Below are 18702 nucleotides of genomic sequence, written 5' to 3'. Positions count from 1 at the left end.
TTGTTTCAGCTTTCTTTCACGCGGTGGCGGGTGTTCGGGCACGTCCGTATACTTGGCGCCTCTTTGAAACCGGGGCCCACCCTATGCCAGTCAATCCTTTCGTCAGCCTGTTCGGCCGCTCGCCCATCGGGCCGATGCAGCAGCACATGGCCAAGTCTCACGAATGTGCTGCCAACCTGGTGCCGCTCTTCCAGGCGGTCATGGCCGAGGACTGGGAGCGTGTCGAGCAGATCCAGAAAGAGATGGCCCAGCTGGAGAACGAGGCCGACAAGCTCAAGAAGAGCGTCCGCCAGCACCTGCCGAAAAGCCTGTTCCTGCCGGTTCCGCGCTCCGATCTGCTGGATTTGCTGAGTGTACAGGACAAAATCGCCAACCGTGCCAAGGACATCGCCGGCCTGATCCTGGGCCGCTGCATGAAGGTCCCGCAGGACCTGCAGCCGCAGATGCTCGCCTACGTGCAGCGCAGCGTGGATGCCAGCGCCCAGGCCCTGAAGGCGCTCAAGGAACTGGATTCGTTGCTCGAGACCGGCTTCAGTGGCCGAGAGGCGACGCTGGTCGAGAAAATGGTCGAGGAGCTCGAGGAAATCGAGCGTGACACCGACCGCATGCAGGTCACGGTACGCCGCAGCCTGTACAAGCTGGAAAAGGACCTTCCGCCGGTGGACGTGATCTTCCTTTACAAGATCATCGAGTGGATTGGCGACGTGGCCGACCGGGCCGAGCGAGTCGGCAACCGACTGGAACAATTGCTGGCGCGCTAAGCGCCAGCGTCCTTTCTGGGTTCAACAGGTAATTCTTCTATGTCTCTCATCTCGGATTACGGCCTCGTACTCCTGGTACTCGCCTGCGCGTTCGGTTTCTTCATGGCCTGGGGCGTGGGTGCCAACGACGTGGCCAACGCCATGGGCACCTCGGTCGGCTCGCGCGCGCTGACCATCAAGCAGGCGATCTTCATCGCCATGATCTTCGAGTTCTGCGGTGCCTACCTGGCCGGCGGCGAAGTCACCGAAACGATCAAGAACGGCATCGTCGACGCCCAGGTGATCGCCCCGGACCTGATGGTGCTGGGCATGATGTCGGCGCTCCTGGCCGCGGGCACCTGGCTGCTGATCGCCACCATGAAGGGCTGGCCGGTTTCCACCACCCACTCGATCGTCGGCGCGGTGATCGGCTTCGCCGCGGTCGGCGTCTCGCTCGATGCGGTGCACTGGGAGGCCATCGGCCCGATCGTCGCCAGCTGGGTGGTCACGCCGATGCTCTCGGGGGTGGTCGCCTTCGGTCTGTTCATGAGCGTGCAGAAGCTGATCATCAACACCGATCACCCGTTCGAGAACGCCAAGCGTTTCGTCCCGCTGTACATGTTCCTCACCGGCTTCATGGTCGCGCTGATGACCGTGACCAAGGGGCTCAAGCACGTCGGCCTGCAGCTGACCAGCGAGCAGGGCGTGCTGGTAGCGCTGGGTATCGGCGTGCTGGTTGCGCTGCTCGGCGTCGCGCTGCTCAGCCGCATCAAGCTGGACCTGGAAGCCGACAAGACCTTCCACTTCGCCAGTGTGGAAAAGGTCTTCGCCGTGCTGATGATCTTCACCGCCTGCTCCATGGCCTTTGCCCACGGGGCCAACGACGTGGCCAATGCGGTCGGCCCGCTGGCAGCAATTGTTGGCGTCATCCAGTCCGAAGGCGCGGCCGAGATCGCCGCCAAATCCGCGGTACCGGGCTGGGTGCTGCTGCTCGGCGCGGTCGGTATCGTCATCGGCCTGGCCACCTACGGCTACAAGGTGATCGCCACCATCGGCAAGGAAATCACCGAGCTGACGCCCAGCCGTGGCTTCGCCGCCGAGCTGGCTACCGCGACCACCGTGGTCGGCGCCTCGGCCATCGGCCTGCCGGTCTCGACCACCCACACGCTGGTCGGCGCGGTGCTGGGTATCGGCATCGCGCGCGGGATCGGTGCGCTGAACCTGGGCGTGGTCGGCTCGATCTTCATGTCCTGGCTGATCACCCTGCCGGCCGGTGCCTTCCTCGCCATCGTGTTCTTCACTGTTCTCAAGTTCATCTTCACCTGAGCCCACCGGCTGTCGCGCGCGCCCCGTTTCGACGGGGCGCTGCTGTTTTGGCGCCGCTCGCGGCCCGTTTCATGCTTCACTGAAGGGCCGCAACCTTCAGGAGGTAGCTTCGGTGGCCATTCCCGACTTCAAGCAGCAGTTCGCCGCGCTCATCGCCGCGCCGTCGGTGAGCTGCACGCAACCGCACTGGGACCAGACCAACCGGCCGGTGATCGAGCTGCTCGCCGCCTGGCTCGGCGACCTCGGCTTCGCCTGCGAGACCCAGCAAGTCGCCCCCGGCAAGTTCAACCTGCTGGCCAGCTACGGTAGCGGCCCCGGCGGTCTGGTGCTGGCCGGCCACAGCGACACCGTGCCCTACGATGCCGGCCTGTGGAACAGTGACCCGCTACGGCTGCGCGAGGCCGATGATCGCTGGTACGGGCTGGGCAGCTGTGACATGAAGGGCTTCTTCGCCCTGGCCATCGAGGCGGTGCGCACGCTGCTCGACCAACCGTTCCGCCAGCCGCTGCTGATCCTCGCCACCTGTGACGAGGAAAGCTCCATGTCCGGCGCCCGTGCGCTGGCTGCCGCCGGGCGGCCGCTGGGGCGCGCCGCGGTGATCGGCGAGCCCACCGGCCTGCGCCCCGTGCGGCTGCACAAGGGCATCATGATGGAGCGTCTGGATATCCTCGGGCAGAGCGGCCACTCCTCCAACCCGGCCTACGGCCACAGCGCGCTGGAAGCGATGCATGCCGCGCTCGGCGAGCTGATCGCGCTGCGCGGGCAGTGGCAGCGCGAGTACAGCAATCCGCTGTTCGACGTGCCGACGCCGACGCTCAACCTCGGCTGCATCCACGGCGGCGACAATCCCAACCGCATCTGCGGCCAGTGCGCGCTGGAATTCGACCTGCGCCCGCTGCCGGGGATGGATGCCGAAAGCCTGCGCGCGGCGATCCGCCAGCGGCTGGCGCCGGTCGCCGAGCAGCACCAGGTGAAGATCGACCTGGGGCCGATCTTCCCCAGCGTGCCGGCCTTCGAACAGCGGGCTGACAGCGAGCTGGTGCGCCTGGCCGAACGCCTGACGGGGCACCAGGCCGAGGCGGTAGCGTTCGCCACCGAAGCGCCTTATCTTCAGCAGCTCGGCTGCCAGACGCTGGTGCTCGGCCCCGGCGACATCGCCTGTGCGCACCAGCCCGACGAATACCTGGAACTTGCGCGTATCGAACCGACCCTCGGCCTGCTGCGCAGCCTGATCGAACATTACTGCCTGCGTCCGGCCCACGCCTGAGCGCAGCGCGACAGCACACGGATTTCCGCATGCACGACTACGTCACCTGGCTTCGCGACTCCTCGCCCTACATCAATTCGCACCGTGAGCGCACCTTCGTGGTGATGTTGCCCGGCGACGGGGTCGCGCACCCGAACTTCGCCAACATTGTCCACGACCTCGTCTTGCTGCACAGCCTTGGCGTGCGCCTGGTGCTGGTGTTCGGCTCGCGTCCGCAGATCGAGGCGCGCCTGGCGGCGCGGGGTATCGAGCCGCGCTTTCACCGCGACCTGCGCATCACCGACGCGCAGACGCTCGAATGCGTGATCGATGCGGTCGGGCAGATGCGCATCGCGCTGGAAGCGCGGCTGTCGATGGACATGGCCGCTTCGCCGATGCAGGGCGCGCGGCTGCGCGTGGCCAGCGGCAACTTCGTCACTGCACGGCCGATCGGCGTGCTCGACGGCGTCGACTACCACCACACCGGCGAGGTGCGACGCATCGACCGCAAGGGCATCGGCCGGTTGCTCGACGAACGCACCATCGTGCTGCTGTCGCCGCTGGGCTATTCGCCGACCGGGGAGATCTTCAACCTGGCCTGCGAGGACGTCGCCACGCGTGCGGCGATCGATCTCAGCGCCGACAAGCTGGTGCTCTACGGTGCCGAGCCGGGCATGCTCGACGAAGACGGCCAGCTGGTGCGCGAACTGCGCCCGCAACAGATCCCGGCCTACGTCCAGCGCCTCGGCAGCCAGTATCAGGCCGAGCTGCTCGATGCCGCCGCCCAGGCTTGCCGCGGCGGCGTGCGGCGCAGCCATGTGGTCAGCTACGCCGACGACGGTGCGCTGCTCAACGAGCTGTTCACCCGTGACGGCGCCGGCACCCTGGTGACCCAGGAGCAGTTCGAACAGCTGCGCGAGGCGACCATCGAGGACGTCGGCGGGTTGATCGATCTGATCACCCCGCTGGAGGAACAGGGCATCTTGGTGCGCCGCTCGCGCGAGGTGCTCGAGCGCGAGGTCGAGCAGTTCAGCATCGTCGAGCGCGACGGGTTGATCATCGCCTGCGCGGCGCTCTATCCGATCGCCGACTCGGACGCCGGCGAGCTGGCGTGCCTGGCGGTCAATCCGGAATACCGCCATGGCGGGCGCGGCGACGAGCTGCTCGAGCGCATCGAGGAGCGCGCCCGCAAGCTGGGGCTGAAAAAGCTCATCGTGCTCACCACGCGCACCGCGCACTGGTTCCGCGAGCGCGGCTTCGAGCCGATCGGCGTCGAACGGCTGCCGGCGGCGCGGGCTTCGCTGTACAACTTCCAGCGCAATTCGAAGATTTTCGAAAAGAGTCTGTAGTGCCGCGATCGCAGATGACCTGCGACTTGGGGGGCCGAAGGCTTGCGTTCCTGGCGATTGGCGAGTTCCTGTTGGCAGCCGCCCCGTAAGAGGCCAGAACAACCGTAGGGTGGAAAACCGCGCAGCGTTTTCCACCTTGTTTGGGTGAGGTTTCGGCGCGCGCCTCTATGCCCGACGCCGCGCTTTGCTCGCCCGGCCTGCAGGTTGCGCCTTGCACGGCGCCAAAGAAAAGGCGGCCGCACCTGGCGACCGCTGATCTCTACCGCGCAGCCTCACTCCGGCTCCTACTACCCCAGACTCCGCTGATACTGCTCGACGAAGCTGTCGAAGTCCTGGCTGTCGGCCGCCTCGATGGCGGCCTGCTGCTGCAGCGACTCGCGCGCGGCCTGTTCGAAGCGGGCGAGCGCTCCATCCGGCAGCGGGCGGCTGCGGAAATACTCGGCGTGGCGCAACGTCTGGCGCATGGCGAAGCGGGTGAAACTCTCGCCCGTGTCGCGCATGGCCTGCAGTACCTGCGCCGAGGGTGTCAGGCGGCTGTCGGCGACCTTGGCCCGCTGCTCGGCCAGCGCCTGGGCGTGGCCCTCGCCGCCCAGGCTCTGGTCGAGCTGCGCGGCGACCAGGCCGATGCGTTCGAGCAGCTCGCCGGCCCACTGCTGCAGGCCGACCTCCTGCTCGCCGCGGCGCAGGGTCAAACCCGGACGCCGGCCCTCGTTGACCACGCGCAGGAAGTTGTCGGTGGCCGCGCCGCATTCGCAGGCGGCCAGGCAGGGGCTTTCGTCGAGCGCGCAGAACAGCAGGAAGGCGTCGAGGAAGCGCGCCTCGGCCAGGTCGATGCCCAGCGGCAGGAACGGGTTGATGTCCAGGCAGCGCACTTCGATGTACTGGATGCCGCGTGCGCGCAGCGCCTGCAGCGGGCGCTCGCCGGTGGCGGTGACGCGCTTGGGGCGGATGTTCGAGTAGTACTCGTTCTCGATCTGCAGCACGTTGGTGTTGAGCTGCCGCCAGTTGCCCGCGGCGTCCTTGATACCCAGCGCCGCGTAGGGCGGGTAAGGCGTGGACACCGCGGCGTGCAGGCTCTCGGTGTAGCTGTCGAGGTCGTCGTAGCAGGGCGTCAGGCCGGCCTGGGCATTGTTCTGGTAGCCCAGGTCGCTCATCCGCAGGCTGGTGGCGTAGGGCAGGTAGAGGGTATCGGCGTCGAGCTGCTCGAGCTGGTGCGGGCGGCCGCGCAGGAAGCCCTTGTCCAGTGCCGGCGAGGCGCCGAACAGGTACATCAGCAGCCAGCTGTAGCGGCGGAAGTTGCGGATCAGCGCGATGTAGCGCGAGGACTGGTAGGCCTGCGGCGAACGGCGATCGCCGTCGTCGGCCTGCAGCAAGGGCCAGATGCCTTCGGCCAGCGAGAAGTTGTAGTGGATCCCGGCGATGCACTGCATGGTCTTGCCATAGCGCAGCGCCAGGCCCTGACGGTAGACATGCTTGAGCCGGCCGACATTGGAGCGGCCGTACTCGGCGATGGGGATGTCGGCCTCGTCCGGCAGCGGGCAGGGCATCGACGGGCTCCACAGGAGCTCGTCCTGCAGCCGCGTGTAGGTGAAGCGGTGGATGGCGTCGAGCTCGTCGAGGGTCTGCTGCGGGTCGCTGGCAGTGCCGGTAATGAACTCCAGCAGCGCTTCGGAATAGTCCGTGGTGATATGCGGATGGGTCAGTGCCGAGCCCAGCATCGACGGGTGCGGCGTCAGGGCCAACTGGCCGTGGCTGTCGACGCGCAGGCATTCGCGCTCGATCCCGTGCAGGCATTGGCGGAGCAGGGGCAGGTTGGAGTGCTCGGCCAGCAATGCCAGACGATGGGAGAGAAGATCGCTCAAGGTGTGGATTCCTTCACCGACAGTCGGGCCAATATGGGGGGGCGGCTCGGCGGCTTCAAGCGCCAGACGACAAGAAAAAGCGCGGGGTTGCCGCGCTTCGGCCGGTATTACAGGCAGGCGAAGGTCGCCTGGGCCTTGGCGATCAGCTTGTCGCCCTGATGCACCTCGGCTTCGAGCACCTGGGTGCGCCGGCCACCATGCACCACCCAGGCGCGGCAGCGCAGTTCGCCGTCGGTGACCGGGCGGATGTAGTTGACCTTGCATTCGAGCGTCACGCTGTTCGGCGAGCCGTCGCCCAGGCTGTGGCTGGCCTGACCCATGGCCGTGTCGATCAGCGAGAACAGTGCGCCGCCGTGCAGCTTGCCGTGCAGATTGCGCAAGCCGTCGTGCATGGTCAGGCCGAGCACGGCCTCGCCCTGGCCGACCTGATGGATCTCCAGGCCGAGCAGGCGGCCGAAGGCGCTGGAGCTACCCACCGCCTCGACTTGAATGCTCATGCTTATTTCCTCAGCTGCTTGGCATTGGCGAACAGCGCGGCCATGCCGGCATTGGCCGGCGCCGGCTTGTCCTGCTTCGAGTGGCGCTCGCTGCGCGGGCTGTTACCGCGCGACGGGCCGCCGCGTTGCCCTTCGATCTTCTCCCCGGGGGTATCGTTCAGGCGCATGGACAGGCCGATGCGCTGGCGCGGGATGTCCACTTCCATCACCTTGACCTTGACGATGTCGCCGGCCTTGACCACCTCGTAGGGGTCCTTGACGAACTTCTCCGACAGGGCGCTGATGTGCACCAGACCATCCTGATGCACGCCGATGTCGACAAAAGCGCCAAAGTTGGTGACGTTGGTCACCACGCCCTCGAGGGTCATGCCGGGCTTGAGGTCGGCGAGCGTCTCGACGCCATCCTGGAACTCGGCGGTCTTGAACTCCGGACGCGGGTCGCGGCCGGGCTTGTCCAGCTCCTTGAGGATGTCGGTGACGGTCGGCAGGCCGAAGGTTTCGTCGGTGAATCTGGCCGGGTCGAGGCGCTTGAGGAAGCCCGAGTCGCCGATCAGCGAGCGGATGTCGCGGCCGGTGTCGGCGGCGATGCGCTTGACCAGCGGGTAGGTTTCCGGGTGCACCGCCGAGGCGTCCAGCGGGTTGTCACCGTTCATCACACGGAGGAAGCCGGCGGCCTGCTCGAAGGTCTTCTCGCCCAGGCGCGGCACCTTCTTCAGCTCGCTGCGCGACTTGAACGCGCCATTGGCGTCGCGGAACTGCACGATGTTTTGCGCCAGGGTCGCGTTGAGCCCGGAGATGCGCGCCAGAAGCGCCGCCGAGGCGGTGTTCACGTCCACGCCGACGGCGTTCACGCAGTCCTCGACCACCGCATCCAGCGAGCGCGCCAGCTTGAGCTGTGAGACGTCGTGCTGGTACTGGCCGACGCCGATGGCCTTGGGCTCGATCTTCACCAGTTCGGCGAGCGGGTCCTGCAGGCGCCGGGCGATGGACACCGCGCCACGCAGCGACACATCCAGGTCGGGGAATTCCTTGGCGGCCAGCTCCGAGGCCGAGTACACCGAAGCACCGGCCTCGCTGACCATGATCTTGGTGAGCTTGAGGCCCGGCAGCTTCTTGATCAGCTCGCCGGCCAGCTTGTCGCTCTCGCGGCTGGCGGTGCCGTTGCCGATGGCGATCAGGTCGACGGCGTGCTTGGCGCACAGCTTGGCGAGGATCGCCAGGGTGCCGTCCCAGTCGTTGCGTGGCGCATGCGGATAGACGGTGGCGGTGTCGAGCAGCTTGCCGGTGGCGTCGACCACCGCAACCTTGCAGCCGGTACGCAGGCCCGGGTCGAGCGCCAGTACCGCGCGCGGGCCGGCCGGTGCGGCCAGCAGCAGGTCGTGCAGGTTGCGGGCGAACACGCTGATCGCCTCGTCCTCGGCCTGCTCGCGCAGTTCGCCGAACAGGTCGGTTTCCAGGCTGGTGTAGAGCTTGACCTTCCAGGTCCAGCGCACCACCTCGGCCAGCCACTTGTCGGCAGCACGGCCGCGGTTGGCGATGCCGAAGCGCTCGGCGACCATGACCTCGCAAGGGTGCAGGTTGCCCGGCACTTCGTCGCCGACCTTCAGCGCGATCGACAGCACGCCCTCGTTGCGCCCGCGGAAGATTGCCAGCGCACGGTGCGAAGGCACCGCCTTCAGCGGCTCGTCATGCTCGAAGTAATCGCTGAACTTGGCGCCTTCGGCTTCCTTGCCCGGCACCACGCGCGCGGCCAGGGTGGCGTTGTGCTTGAGGAACTCGCGCAGCCTGGCCAGCAGATCGGCGTCCTCGGCGAAGCGCTCCATGAGGATGTACTTGGCGCCCTCGAGCACCGCCTTCACATCGGCGAAGCCCTTGTCGGCATCGATAAAGCGCTCGGCTTCCTGCTCCGGGGCCAGCTCCGGGTTGCCGAACAGCGCATCGGCCAGCTCGCCGAGGCCGGCCTCGAGCGCGATCTGGCCCTTGGTGCGACGCTTCTGCTTGTACGGCAGATAAAGGTCTTCCAAGCGCGTCTTGGTGTCGGCCAGCTTGATCTCACGCTCCAGCTCGGCGGTCAGCTTGCCCTGCTCGGCGATGCTGGAGAGGATCGCACCGCGACGGTCTTCGAGTTCGCGCAGATAGCGCAGGCGCTCTTCCAGGTTGCGCAGCTGGGTGTCGTCCAGGCTGCCGGTGACTTCCTTGCGGTAACGGGCGATGAAGGGCACGGTCGAGCCTTCGTCGAGCAGTGCCACGGCGGCGGCGACCTGCTGCGGGCGCACGCCCAGTTCTTCGGCGATGCGGGAATTGATGCTGTCCATCTCGGGGTCCTGCTGGCGGGGATGAAACGGCCGTCCGGCCGGAAAGGGCGGCAGTATACCTGCCACCGCCACGGGGTGGACTCGCGAATGAGCGGCTGCCGACGCTCAGCGGAATTCGGCGTATGGCTGCAGCGGCTCCACCGGCCAGGACAGGTCGCCGCGCCACGGTGCGAAGTGATAGCGCAGAAAGAGCAGTGCACTGCTCGGCGCGTAGTCCTCGCTGTAGACCCAGTTGAATGCACCGCCGAGCACGAAGTGATCGGTCAGGCGACGCTCGAACAGGCCTTGCAGGCGGTAGCTGACGCCGCGGCTGGTCGAGCCCTCGCTCACTTCGCTGGCTGCCTGCGGTGAAATGATCGGGAGCCGGGCGTTCAGCTCGTCTAGCGGGTAGCGGCGGCTATCGTCACTGCTCGAGACTGCCCATCCCAAACCGCCTTCGAGCAGAATGGACCACTCCGCGTTGCGCCAGGCATAGCTGACCGGTACGCCGATGGAGTCGTAGCGTTGAGGGCTCCAGTAGCCGCCCTGACCCAGCGTATGGCCGCTGAGGTCGCGCTCGTAGCTGAAGTGGATGTACGTCAGGCCCGTGCGCAGGCGTTCGTCCACGCGGTCGAGCCACTTGTAGTAGTAGCCGGCCATACCGGTGAACCGCTGGTTGTCGGCAACTCTTTCGCCGCGCAGCCAGTGCTGGCCAAGGTTGGCCCAGACGCCATGGGCGCCGCCTTCATCCACGCTCAGGCCAAGGCTGGCACCGTTGGCGGTGACCGCCCCCCAGCGCGTGTCGGTGGCCGGGTCGACGCTGCCGCCAAAGGACAGTAGCGAGTTGCTCATCGGTCGGCGGGAAGCGGTGAGCGACCAGCCCAGCGGGCCGAGATCACCGTTGGCGCTCAGTCCGCCGAACAGATTGTCGATTTCGAAACCCTGGCTGAACCCGGCGTCGAGCGCCAGCCGATCGTTGCCGATCCCCCCCGCCAGCATCAAGGCATCGGTTTGCTGGCGCTTGCCATCACAGCCATCGGTCTCGCGGCAGGCGCCGAAGTCAGGACCGCGACCGGTTTGCCGGTCGGCTTCGAGCGAGCCGGCGTTGAGATCGATGCGCTCGGCACGTAGGAAGCGTCGCTGGCCGGCGCCCGGCCATTGCAGGTGGAGCAGTGTGGTGTTGGACTTCAGTTCCGAGATGCCGGGCGTGCCGTCGTCGTTGCGCCAGCCGAAGTGGTGCTGCAGCGTCAGGGTCGGATTCTGCGCCTGGTACAGCTCGGCCAGGTCGCTGCGCAGGCTGCGCGCGAGCCAGTCGTCGTTCGCGTCGGTACGCGTTGCCGCTGTCATGCTCGCTGCGTCGTCGGCACCCGCCAGCAGCCCGGCTTCGAGCATGGCCTGTCGGTAGAGGCCGATGGCCTGCTGCGGCTCGCTGTCGCGCAGCAGGCGGGCGGTATCACGGCGCAACAGAGGATCGGCCTCCGCCTGCTGGCGTTCGAGCGCGATCAGCTGCGTACGGGCGGTTGCGAGTTCGCCGACCGCTGCCCAGCTGTTGGCCAGTCGGCGACGCCCATTGATGTCCCCTGCAGCCAGCTGCGGCACGTCGTGCACGAGCCTATCGCGTGCCTCGGCGAGGCGGTTGGCGGCCACCAGTACCTCGATACGGGCCAGGCGTGCGCCGGCATGCTGACGATCGAGCGTCAAGGCCTGTTGCAGGTAGTCGAGCGCCTTGTCAGGCTCACCCCGGCTCGCCGCCCAGTCGGCCAGCATGACGAGATCATCAGGTGGGCCGCCATTCTCGCGCACCGCGTGTTCGATCAGCCCGACCGCGGCGGCCTCGCGCCCGCTGGCGCGCAGCGTTTCAGCACGTTCTAGCAACTGGCGACGCTGGACGCGAGCGGCGAGCGTGCGCATACCTTCGTCCCATAGTTCTGGGGCAACGTCGCCGAGCGTTGCCAAGGCAGCAACGTCGCGTTGGGCTGCCGCCAGGTAGAGCCCATGGGCATAGTGGGCAGTGGGGTCGCCGGGCTGGCGCAGCAGCAGGTCTGCGAATACGGCATCGGCCTGACGTCGCTGGCCCTGCTCCTCAAGCAGGTTGGCCAGTCGATAGGCCAGCCAAGGATCCGCCGGTGCGAGCGCCCGGGCCTGCCGCAGCGCCGTAAGGGCGGCGGCGTGATTCTGTGCCTGCAGGGCCTGTTCCGCCCGGCTGGTGTAGCGCTCGAGCAGCAGATCGCGGCGCAGTGGCTCGAAGGTCTGACGCTGCGCCGAAGCCAGCGAGTCGATGAAAGCCAGCGCCCGATCGCTCGACTGACTGCGATACAGCCGGACCAGCCCGCGGATGGCACTGCCGTTGCCTGGCTCGTGCTCGAGTACCTGACGGTAGCCGGCTTCGGCATCCTCGGTGCGCCCCTGCTGTTCGGCGACTTGTGCCAGCCCGACGCGGGCGAACAGGCTGTTCGGCTGCTGGCGCAGCGCGGCGGAATAGCGCGCCTGGGCCTGGGCCGCATCATGCTGCTCGAGCGCCAGGTCGGCCTGTTCGAGCGTCAACCAGTAGCTAGTGGCTGCAATCAGGTCGTTCCACTTGGTCAGGTTGTCGATGTCCTGCTCGTGGGTCTTGGCCCGTTCGAAATAGCGAAGGGCCTCGGGGCGGCGCCCGGGACGCATCAGCGAGCGGCCCAGCCCACCGAGAAAGGCTGGCTCATCGGGGTAACGTTCGAGGGCCTTTCGTAGTGGCCCTTCGGCAGCTTCGTCCTGGCCTCGCGAGACCAGCTCCAGGCCTCGCTGGCCGGCTTGCCAGAATGGGTCTGCGCTGAGCCGGCGGGTCCGCTCGAGGTGCTGGTTGGCGTCTTCGGCGAAGCGCGTGTTGGCATAGCGCTCCAGGAAGCTCTGCCAACCGGCGAGCGCCCTTGCACCGACGGGTTGCGCGACCCGATATTCAAACTCACGCTGGGCAGCGGCGTCGGTGGCCGCCGGGTTGCGGCCGAGTTCGGCGAGCAGCGCCAGAGCGGCTTCATCTTGCCCGGCTTCGAACAGCAGGTTGGCCAGCAGCTGGCGCGCCGGCGGGTTGCCTGGATATTGCTCGTCCAGAGCGCGCAGGGCGGTGATGGCGGGCTCGCGCTGTCCCGAGCGGGCACTGCGCAGGCGCCAGTATTCGACCGCCAGTTCGAGGGTTGGCGGTGTCTCGCCGAACAGCGCGGTCATACGGGCGAAGGCGTCGTCACTGCGGCCGGCAATCGCAGCGAGTCGAGCCTGCTGTACGTCCTTCTGGGTCTGTTCGTCTGCCAGCCGGAGCAGCTGGCTCGCTTGCGCGCGGGCGTCGGCATTCGCGCCGGTAGCCGGCAGCCGTGCATGCACCGCCCGCACGCGTGCAAAGTCCCGTTGGCGCAGCGCCAGGCGCATCTCGGCCAGCAGCAGCTGCGGATCGTTCGGTGCGACCAGGCGCAAGCGGTTCAGTGCATCGGCGATCAGATCGTCACGGTTGAGCGCCTCGCCGGTCCTGGCTTGGGTTAGCAGCCAAGCCGTCTGCTGAACGCTATCGCGCGGGCTCTCGGCCTGCGCGCAGAGCGACGGCGAGAGCAGGGTGAGCAGCACCAGCAGGCGCTTCATCACAACCGATCTCACTGGCCGTCCGCGAGGCGGCGCGCGGCCGCCCAGCGTAGCGTGCGCCACAGCACGACGGCCAGCAGCACGATGCTCAGCACAGCCATGAATGCTAGCAGCACGGGATGTTCGGACAGGTGGAACCAGAGCAACAGCCACCAGGGCAGTTCGCCTACGTAGTAGGGCTCGCCGATCGCATGGCTGCTTACGCCGCTCTCACGGATCAGCGCCACCGAGCCAGCAAACGCCTGCTGCTTGCCGACGTCGCCTAGCGCGTCGCGTAGCAGTCGATTGTCTTCGCCAGAGGTGGCCAGCAGTGCGACCAGGCTGCGTTGCTCATGGAACGGTGACTGAAGGCCGAGCACGGCGGCCAGCGGGGCGCCCGCGCGCATGGTCAGGCGTGTCACGGTGCTGCTGCCGCCTGGGCCGGACGATTCCTGTGTGAGCCAACTGCGTGGTGCATCGAGCAGGACGGGAAGCGCCTTCTCGCTGCGCAACGCATCGGGCAGCGGGCCGACCAGCAGCAGGTCGGCATCCGCCGCCTGGGCTTCGTTCCAGTCATCGGTCACCCGCACGGCCAGGGCCGGATAGCCCACCTGAGCGCCGATCAAACCTAGCGTGTCGAGCAAGGTGCCGACTTCCGAAGTGCTGGGTTCCCGAGGGATCAGCACGAGCGTCTCGGAAAGGTCGGCCATGCGGCTGAAGGGAAAGCCGCTGCGCACGAAGGCCTTGAGATCCGGCATGGCCATGTAGTGGTGGTAGCCCGATAGGTCGATGGTGGAGCTCTCGTCGATCGCCGCCTGGATGTTGGTCGGCAGGTAGGTCTGGCAGTGGTCGCGCTGGGCGTTGCCCAGCTTGCTGGCGAAGTTGAATTCGAAGCGTACCTTGTTGCGCATGCCCATCTTCAGGGCTGGCACCAACAGCTCTTCACGCTCGGTCGAAGCGTCCGCAGACAGTACCGACAGGCGCAGGTTTTCCACACTGCTGCGGCTGTCGCTGGGCTTGAGCGCAATGCTACTGATGTATTGGTCGTTAACCGTGATGTTCAGGCGAGACTCATCTTGCGTGGCCGGCGGCGTGTAGCGGTAACGCGTCTCCAGCGGAATGCCCTGGTTGCGCCAGACGAACAGGTCTGGTGGCAGGTTGATCGCGAGCGAGATCGGATAGGGTTGCAGGCCGCTCACTTGGAGCTGCTGTGGATAATCGACGAGCTCGGAGAAGGCCACCGGCCGATCGGTGCGAATCCAGTTCGGTGCATCGTAGGGCTGGCGTGGCGCAACCTCGACCCTCTCGATGGCCACCCGGCTACCGCGCAGCTGGCCCTGATCGAGGGCGAGTGCGGTCGCGGCCTGGACGAGGTCGGCCTCGTCGCGACCAAGTACCAGCAGCAGCTTGGTGTAGCGATCGGTTGGGTGGTCGATCAGCTCGACGACCGGACCGTCCACCGGGGGATGATCGCCTAGCAACGGCGGACGATGGTCATTGGTGGCGAACACAACGGCCGGCTGCGGACGTCCGGCCGTTGCCGGCAACTCGCCGTAGTGCACGGCAAAGCTGGCGCCACGCCAGGCCGCTCGACTGCCGAAGTACGAGGCCAGAATGCCGGCGGCGCGCAGTGTCTGCGGCGTTGGTGCCCCGGCGAAGAGCATCGGCAGTTGCAGCGGCGCATTGTCGCGCTGATCGAAGAAAGGCAGGGGAAACCAGGCCAAGTCGCTGGCGATGTCGAGGGCTTGTTCGTGAAGCACGATACGGCTCTGACGGCCGAGATTGAGCCACAGACCGCTGTGCGCCGGGTCCTCGCAAACATCGGTGTAGTGGCCGACGAACTCGACCCGGATGCGGTTGAAGTCACCGAGCAGATAGGGATCCAGCACAATATCCTGGCGAACCCGTTGGCCAAGCTGTTCCTGGCTGATGGGCAGGGTCCGCATCAGTTCGTCGTTCAGGTAGATGCGCAGATGCGACAGCACCGGGAGCAGAGCCGGCGAAGGGGTGTAGTCGAGCATCAGGCGCGCATCGGTGGCGATACGATCGCGTCGCAGCTGGAATTCGACCTGTTCGGCGTTGCGAATGCCGAGCAACAACTGGTCCTGCGGCCGACCCAGCTCGCTGAAGCTGCGGCTGGTCTGCCATGCGGGCGGCGCAGCCGCCTCGGCTGTCTGGAGGCCTTCGGCGGGAGCCGACAGGGCCGGTCCGGTGGCCGGGAGCAGGGCGAGGAGGGTCAGCAAGGAGGCCAATCGACGCTTCATGTGCGGTATTCCAGTGGGCGGGCGGCCGGCGTGCGCGGTAAGTAACTGAGCAGCCAGGCCGCCAGCCGGAAGAGGGGACGCAGGGGTTTGCCGAAACCGGCGGGAATGTACTCGAGCAGCCGGTAGTAACCGCGACCGCCCAGACGCAGCACCTCGATGAAGCTGCGCAGTGGTCGGTCGGCTTCGAACTGGTCGTGCCGGTTGAGCCAGACGTCGGCCCGGGCAAAGGTGCATTGCACGAAGTCGATCTGCTGAGCCAGGTCGAGGTCTTCGAGGCGCAGACCCAGGTGCTTGCCGGACAGGCGCGTCACCCGTGCCGGAAAGGAGAATTCACGCTCGCCGCGTCGTAGCAACAGCTGTACCCGGTCTTCCGGGGCCAGGGGCAGCGGCAGGGGCAGCTCGAGGCCGGCGCCACTGTCGGAGAAGTCGCTCAGCGTGCAAGGGTGCACGTGGCCGCTGGGAATCCGCAGCGAGGCCGGCAGCTGTGTCAGCACGCGGTGCGAACGGCGCACCTGACGCACCTCGGCGGCGACGGCGACTGCGGTGCCAATGATCAGCAGGTTGTAGAGGACCCACAGAGTGCTGACCAGTACCGTGGCAATTTCTGCGGCGGGACCGAAGACGATGCGCCACGCCGCGAAGCCCAGGCCGAGCACGTTGAGCAGTGCCAGCAGCAGATAGGGCCGGGCGATATGCCAGTCGAACTGGTTCTCGTCCATCAGGCCGCCTTTGGCCGTGACGTTGAACTTGCCTTTGCCGGGATTGAACAGCGCCACGGTTGTCGGGCGAGCGATGTACCACGCCAGGACCGTCTCGTAGACCTCGCCCCAGAACGAGTGTCGGTGCTTCCCCTGCAGTCGGGCATTGGTCAGGCTGGCGTGAATCATGTGCGGTAGTACGTAGAGCACAATCAGCAGTGCCGGGGCATAGATGATGTAGGCATGCAATAGAAGGAAGGCGAGCGGTGCGGTCAGGTAAATCAGTCGCGGCAGCCCGACGAGGAAGTGCAGCATCGCGTTGGCGTAGCACAGACGCTGGAATATCGTCAGGCCCTTACCCAGCAGGGGGTTGTCGGTACGAAAGATCTGGGCCATCCCGCGTGCCCAGCGGATGCGCTGACCGATGTGCGCCGACAGGCTTTCGGTCGCCAGGCCTGCGGCCTGGGGCGTGCGCAGGTAGGCGGAATTCCAGCCGGCACGATGCAGACGCAGGGCGGTATGCGCATCCTCGGTGACCGTTTCTACCGCGAAGCCGCCGATGCTCTCGACTGCCGTACGGCGCAGTACTGCGCACGAGCCGCAGAAGAACGCCGCATTCCACATGTCGTTGCCGTTCTGCACCAGGCCGTAGAACAGCTCGCCCTCATTGGGTTTGTGGCGGAACGAGCCCAGATTGCGCTCGAACGGATCCGGCGAGAAAAAATGGTGCGGAGTCTGGACCAGCGCCATTTTCGGGTCGCGCACGAACCAGCCGGCGGTGACTTGAAGAAACGAGCGGACCGGTACGTGATCGCAATCGAAGATGGCGATCAGCTCGCCGCTGGTCACGGTCAGCGCATGGTTGAGATTGCCGGCCTTGGCATGGCGGTTGTCGGGGCGGGTGATGTAACCGATGCCCACCTCGTCGGCGAACTGCCGGAACTGTTCGCGGCGACCGTCATCGCACAGGTAGATACGCAACCGGTCGGCCGGCCAGTCCAGGCCCAGGGCAGCGAGCACCGTGGTGCGTACAACTGAAAGGTCCTCATTGTAGGTTGGGATCAGCAGGTCGACGCTCGGCCACTGCGTGGGCGAGGTGGGCAACTGAGCTGGCTGGCGATTGAGTGGCCAGCAGGTTTGCACATAGCCGAGGATAAGGACCACCCAGGAGTAGGTTTCGGCTGCCAGCAGGACCAATCCGCAGATGAGGTCGAAGGACGAATCCCATTTCAGCGTGGCGCTGTAGCGCCACCAGATGTAGCGGCAGGAGACGATCGCCGACAGTACGATCAGCATCAGCACCGCAAAGCGCCCCGGCAGGCGTCGGACGGCTAGCGCCAGCCCCCACAGCAGGAGCACGAAGATAACCTGCGCGCCATAACTGAACGGCTCTGTCACGCACAACAGGGCGAGTAGCGTTGCGACGGTCGCGAGCAGTCCCTGCAGCGCCAGCCTGGCCGATGGCGAAAGCGAATCGAGCAGGCGATCGGTCCATGCACCGGAGCGCTCCAGCAGTGGCAGGGGCGCTGGCGCAAGGCCACGCGCCAGCGCTCCGCCACGGCGCCAACCTGTACGTAAGACGGCGGGCCAGCGTAGCCAGCGCTGGGCTGGTGCATCGACCGCCACGTCGCAGGGGCGGGGCGGGCGCGCCAACAGCAGCCATAGCGTCTGTAGCAGTACGCGCAGCGGGTCGCCGAGCGAAGGCGCCTTGCCTGCCAGGTGGGGGTACAAGCGCTGCCGGTCAGCCAGCACGGACTGCCACGCCGGCCCTTCAAGGCGTAACAGCACGACAGCGAGCAGATAGCCAAAAGCCCACTGAGTCGCTGCCAGGCGCCCGGCGCCACGGACGCTTCGCAGGTGCCGATAATAGGCCCGAACGCTAGGCATGCCGCGTCCCCGCCTTTTTGCGCGCCAGACACCAAAGTGCCAGGTTGCGCAAGTCGCCGGCGGCTTGACTATGAGGAGCATAGAGACCAACGGGAAGCTTGTGCGCCAGCGCCTCGGCGACAGCCTCATCCTCATGGATGATCTGCGGCGCCTGCGCCGGGCTGTAGGCAACGCGCCAGAGTAGTACCAGGTCTCGCTGCAGCTGGCTGGCGGGGTTGAAGCGATTGATCAGCATCAGGTCTGGCTGCCTGTCAGCTGCTCGGTGCAGCACGGCATGGCAGGCCGGTGTCGGCGTGGCCACGTCGATCAGGAGGTCGACCCCGTCATGTTCCGTTCGCGCGGCATGCGAATCGCCGCTGATCGATGGCAGGTCGAACAGCACCCAGTCGTGATACGGCCGCAACTGTGTGCAGCGTGTCGGCCAGAACTCGGGCTGCTGTGCCATGAGCCGATCAATCTGCCGGATTTCAGCCTCCGCGAGGCGGCCGTAAGGCAATACCTGCAGCCCCGGGCGCACCTCCAGCGCCTCGTTCCAGGCGGTGCCATCGAGGTGTGCCCGTGCCCAACCGGTGGTGTTAGCCAGTTCGTCGCCGAAGTGCAGACGCGCCAGGTCGTGGGGACTGCCATCGATCAGCAAGACGCGCTCACCCTGCTCATGCAGCGCCAGGGCGAGGCCGCACAGCACGGCAGTCGTTCCTACCCCGCCGCACAGTCCTTGCAGGATCAGGCGGTTCACGCCAGCCGCTCCTGTGCGATGGGTTTCTGATCATCGGAGGGCGAGCGCAGCGCGCTGTCCAGAGCGCGGATGCTTTCGCTTTCTGCCAGCAGCGGCCAACGCCGCACCGCCTGGTCCAGTGCGTTGGCGGCCGAGATGTCCAGATAGCGCAGGTGCGGCATGCGCAGGTGCTGCCGCAGCGCGGTAACGTCGTCGAGTGGGGGCGGATAGAGGCGTGACAT

At 66.7% G+C, this 18702-nt stretch carries 12 protein-coding genes; 4 read left to right on the top strand and 8 right to left on the bottom strand.

Annotation, left to right across the window (positions count from 1 at the left end):
• Nucleotides 1-83 precede the first annotated feature (83 nt).
• From CL52_RS19195 to argA, 4 genes are all read left to right on the top strand, one after another.
• Nucleotides 84-761: a TIGR00153 family protein gene (locus CL52_RS19195; RefSeq protein ID WP_041109542.1), complete on the top strand. Its 678-nt coding sequence runs from the start codon at nt 84-86 to the stop codon at nt 759-761.
• Between the two features lie 39 nt (nt 762-800).
• Nucleotides 801-2066 (top strand): inorganic phosphate transporter, encoded by a 1266-nt coding sequence (locus CL52_RS19190; RefSeq protein ID WP_041109544.1) that lies wholly within the window; start codon nt 801-803, stop codon nt 2064-2066.
• 112 nt (nt 2067-2178) lie between these two features.
• Nucleotides 2179-3333 (top strand): acetylornithine deacetylase, encoded by a 1155-nt coding sequence (gene argE, locus CL52_RS19185; protein WP_043222537.1) that lies wholly within the window; start codon nt 2179-2181, stop codon nt 3331-3333.
• A 29-nt stretch (nt 3334-3362) separates the two neighbouring features.
• A complete protein-coding gene (gene argA, locus CL52_RS19180; RefSeq protein WP_043222536.1) occupies nt 3363-4661 on the top strand; it encodes an amino-acid N-acetyltransferase in 1299 nt (432 codons plus the stop codon).
• 287 nt (nt 4662-4948) lie between these two features.
• On the opposite strand, the gene gshA is transcribed toward argA, so the two are convergent.
• From gshA to bcsR, 8 genes are all read right to left on the bottom strand, one after another.
• The gene (gshA, locus tag CL52_RS19175; protein WP_043222533.1) at nt 4949-6523 is read right to left on the bottom strand and encodes a glutamate--cysteine ligase; all 1575 of its coding nucleotides are present in this window, start codon (nt 6521-6523) and stop codon (nt 4949-4951) included.
• Nucleotides 6524-6630: 107 nt separating this feature from the next.
• On the bottom strand, nt 6631-7020 hold the full coding sequence (locus CL52_RS19170) for a PaaI family thioesterase (protein ID WP_052264604.1): 390 nt from the start codon (nt 7018-7020) through the stop codon (nt 6631-6633).
• Nucleotides 7021-7022: 2 nt separating this feature from the next.
• Nucleotides 7023-9335 carry a Tex family protein gene (locus CL52_RS19165; protein WP_043222531.1) on the bottom strand — a complete coding sequence of 771 codons (2313 nt, stop codon included), beginning with the start codon at nt 9333-9335 and terminating at the stop codon, nt 7023-7025.
• Nucleotides 9336-9440: 105 nt separating this feature from the next.
• Nucleotides 9441-12917: a cellulose synthase complex outer membrane protein BcsC gene (gene bcsC / locus CL52_RS19160; protein ID WP_235366379.1), complete on the bottom strand. Its 3477-nt coding sequence runs from the start codon at nt 12915-12917 to the stop codon at nt 9441-9443.
• Nucleotides 12918-12928: 11 nt separating this feature from the next.
• Nucleotides 12929-15160: a cellulose biosynthesis cyclic di-GMP-binding regulatory protein BcsB gene (gene bcsB / locus CL52_RS19155; protein ID WP_043222528.1), complete on the bottom strand. Its 2232-nt coding sequence runs from the start codon at nt 15158-15160 to the stop codon at nt 12929-12931.
• Complete coding sequence (bcsA, locus tag CL52_RS19150; protein WP_043222526.1) at nt 15157-17745, bottom strand: UDP-forming cellulose synthase catalytic subunit; 2589 nt, start codon at nt 17743-17745, stop codon at nt 15157-15159. Before bcsA ends, bcsB begins: the two co-directional genes overlap by 4 nt.
• Nucleotides 17738-18481 carry a cellulose biosynthesis protein BcsQ gene (bcsQ, locus tag CL52_RS19145; RefSeq protein WP_043222524.1) on the bottom strand — a complete coding sequence of 248 codons (744 nt, stop codon included), beginning with the start codon at nt 18479-18481 and terminating at the stop codon, nt 17738-17740. The genes bcsA and bcsQ overlap by 8 nt, the downstream gene beginning before the upstream one ends.
• Nucleotides 18478-18702: a cellulose biosynthesis protein BcsR gene (gene bcsR, locus CL52_RS19140; protein ID WP_043223348.1), complete on the bottom strand. Its 225-nt coding sequence runs from the start codon at nt 18700-18702 to the stop codon at nt 18478-18480. Before bcsR ends, bcsQ begins: the two co-directional genes overlap by 4 nt.

This window comes from Stutzerimonas balearica DSM 6083, from assembly GCF_000818015.1.
In the GTDB taxonomy this organism is placed as follows: domain Bacteria; phylum Pseudomonadota; class Gammaproteobacteria; order Pseudomonadales; family Pseudomonadaceae; genus Stutzerimonas; species Stutzerimonas balearica.
The sequence above is the reverse complement of the archived record's forward strand: the minus strand, read 5'-3'. Positions and strand labels throughout refer to the sequence as shown.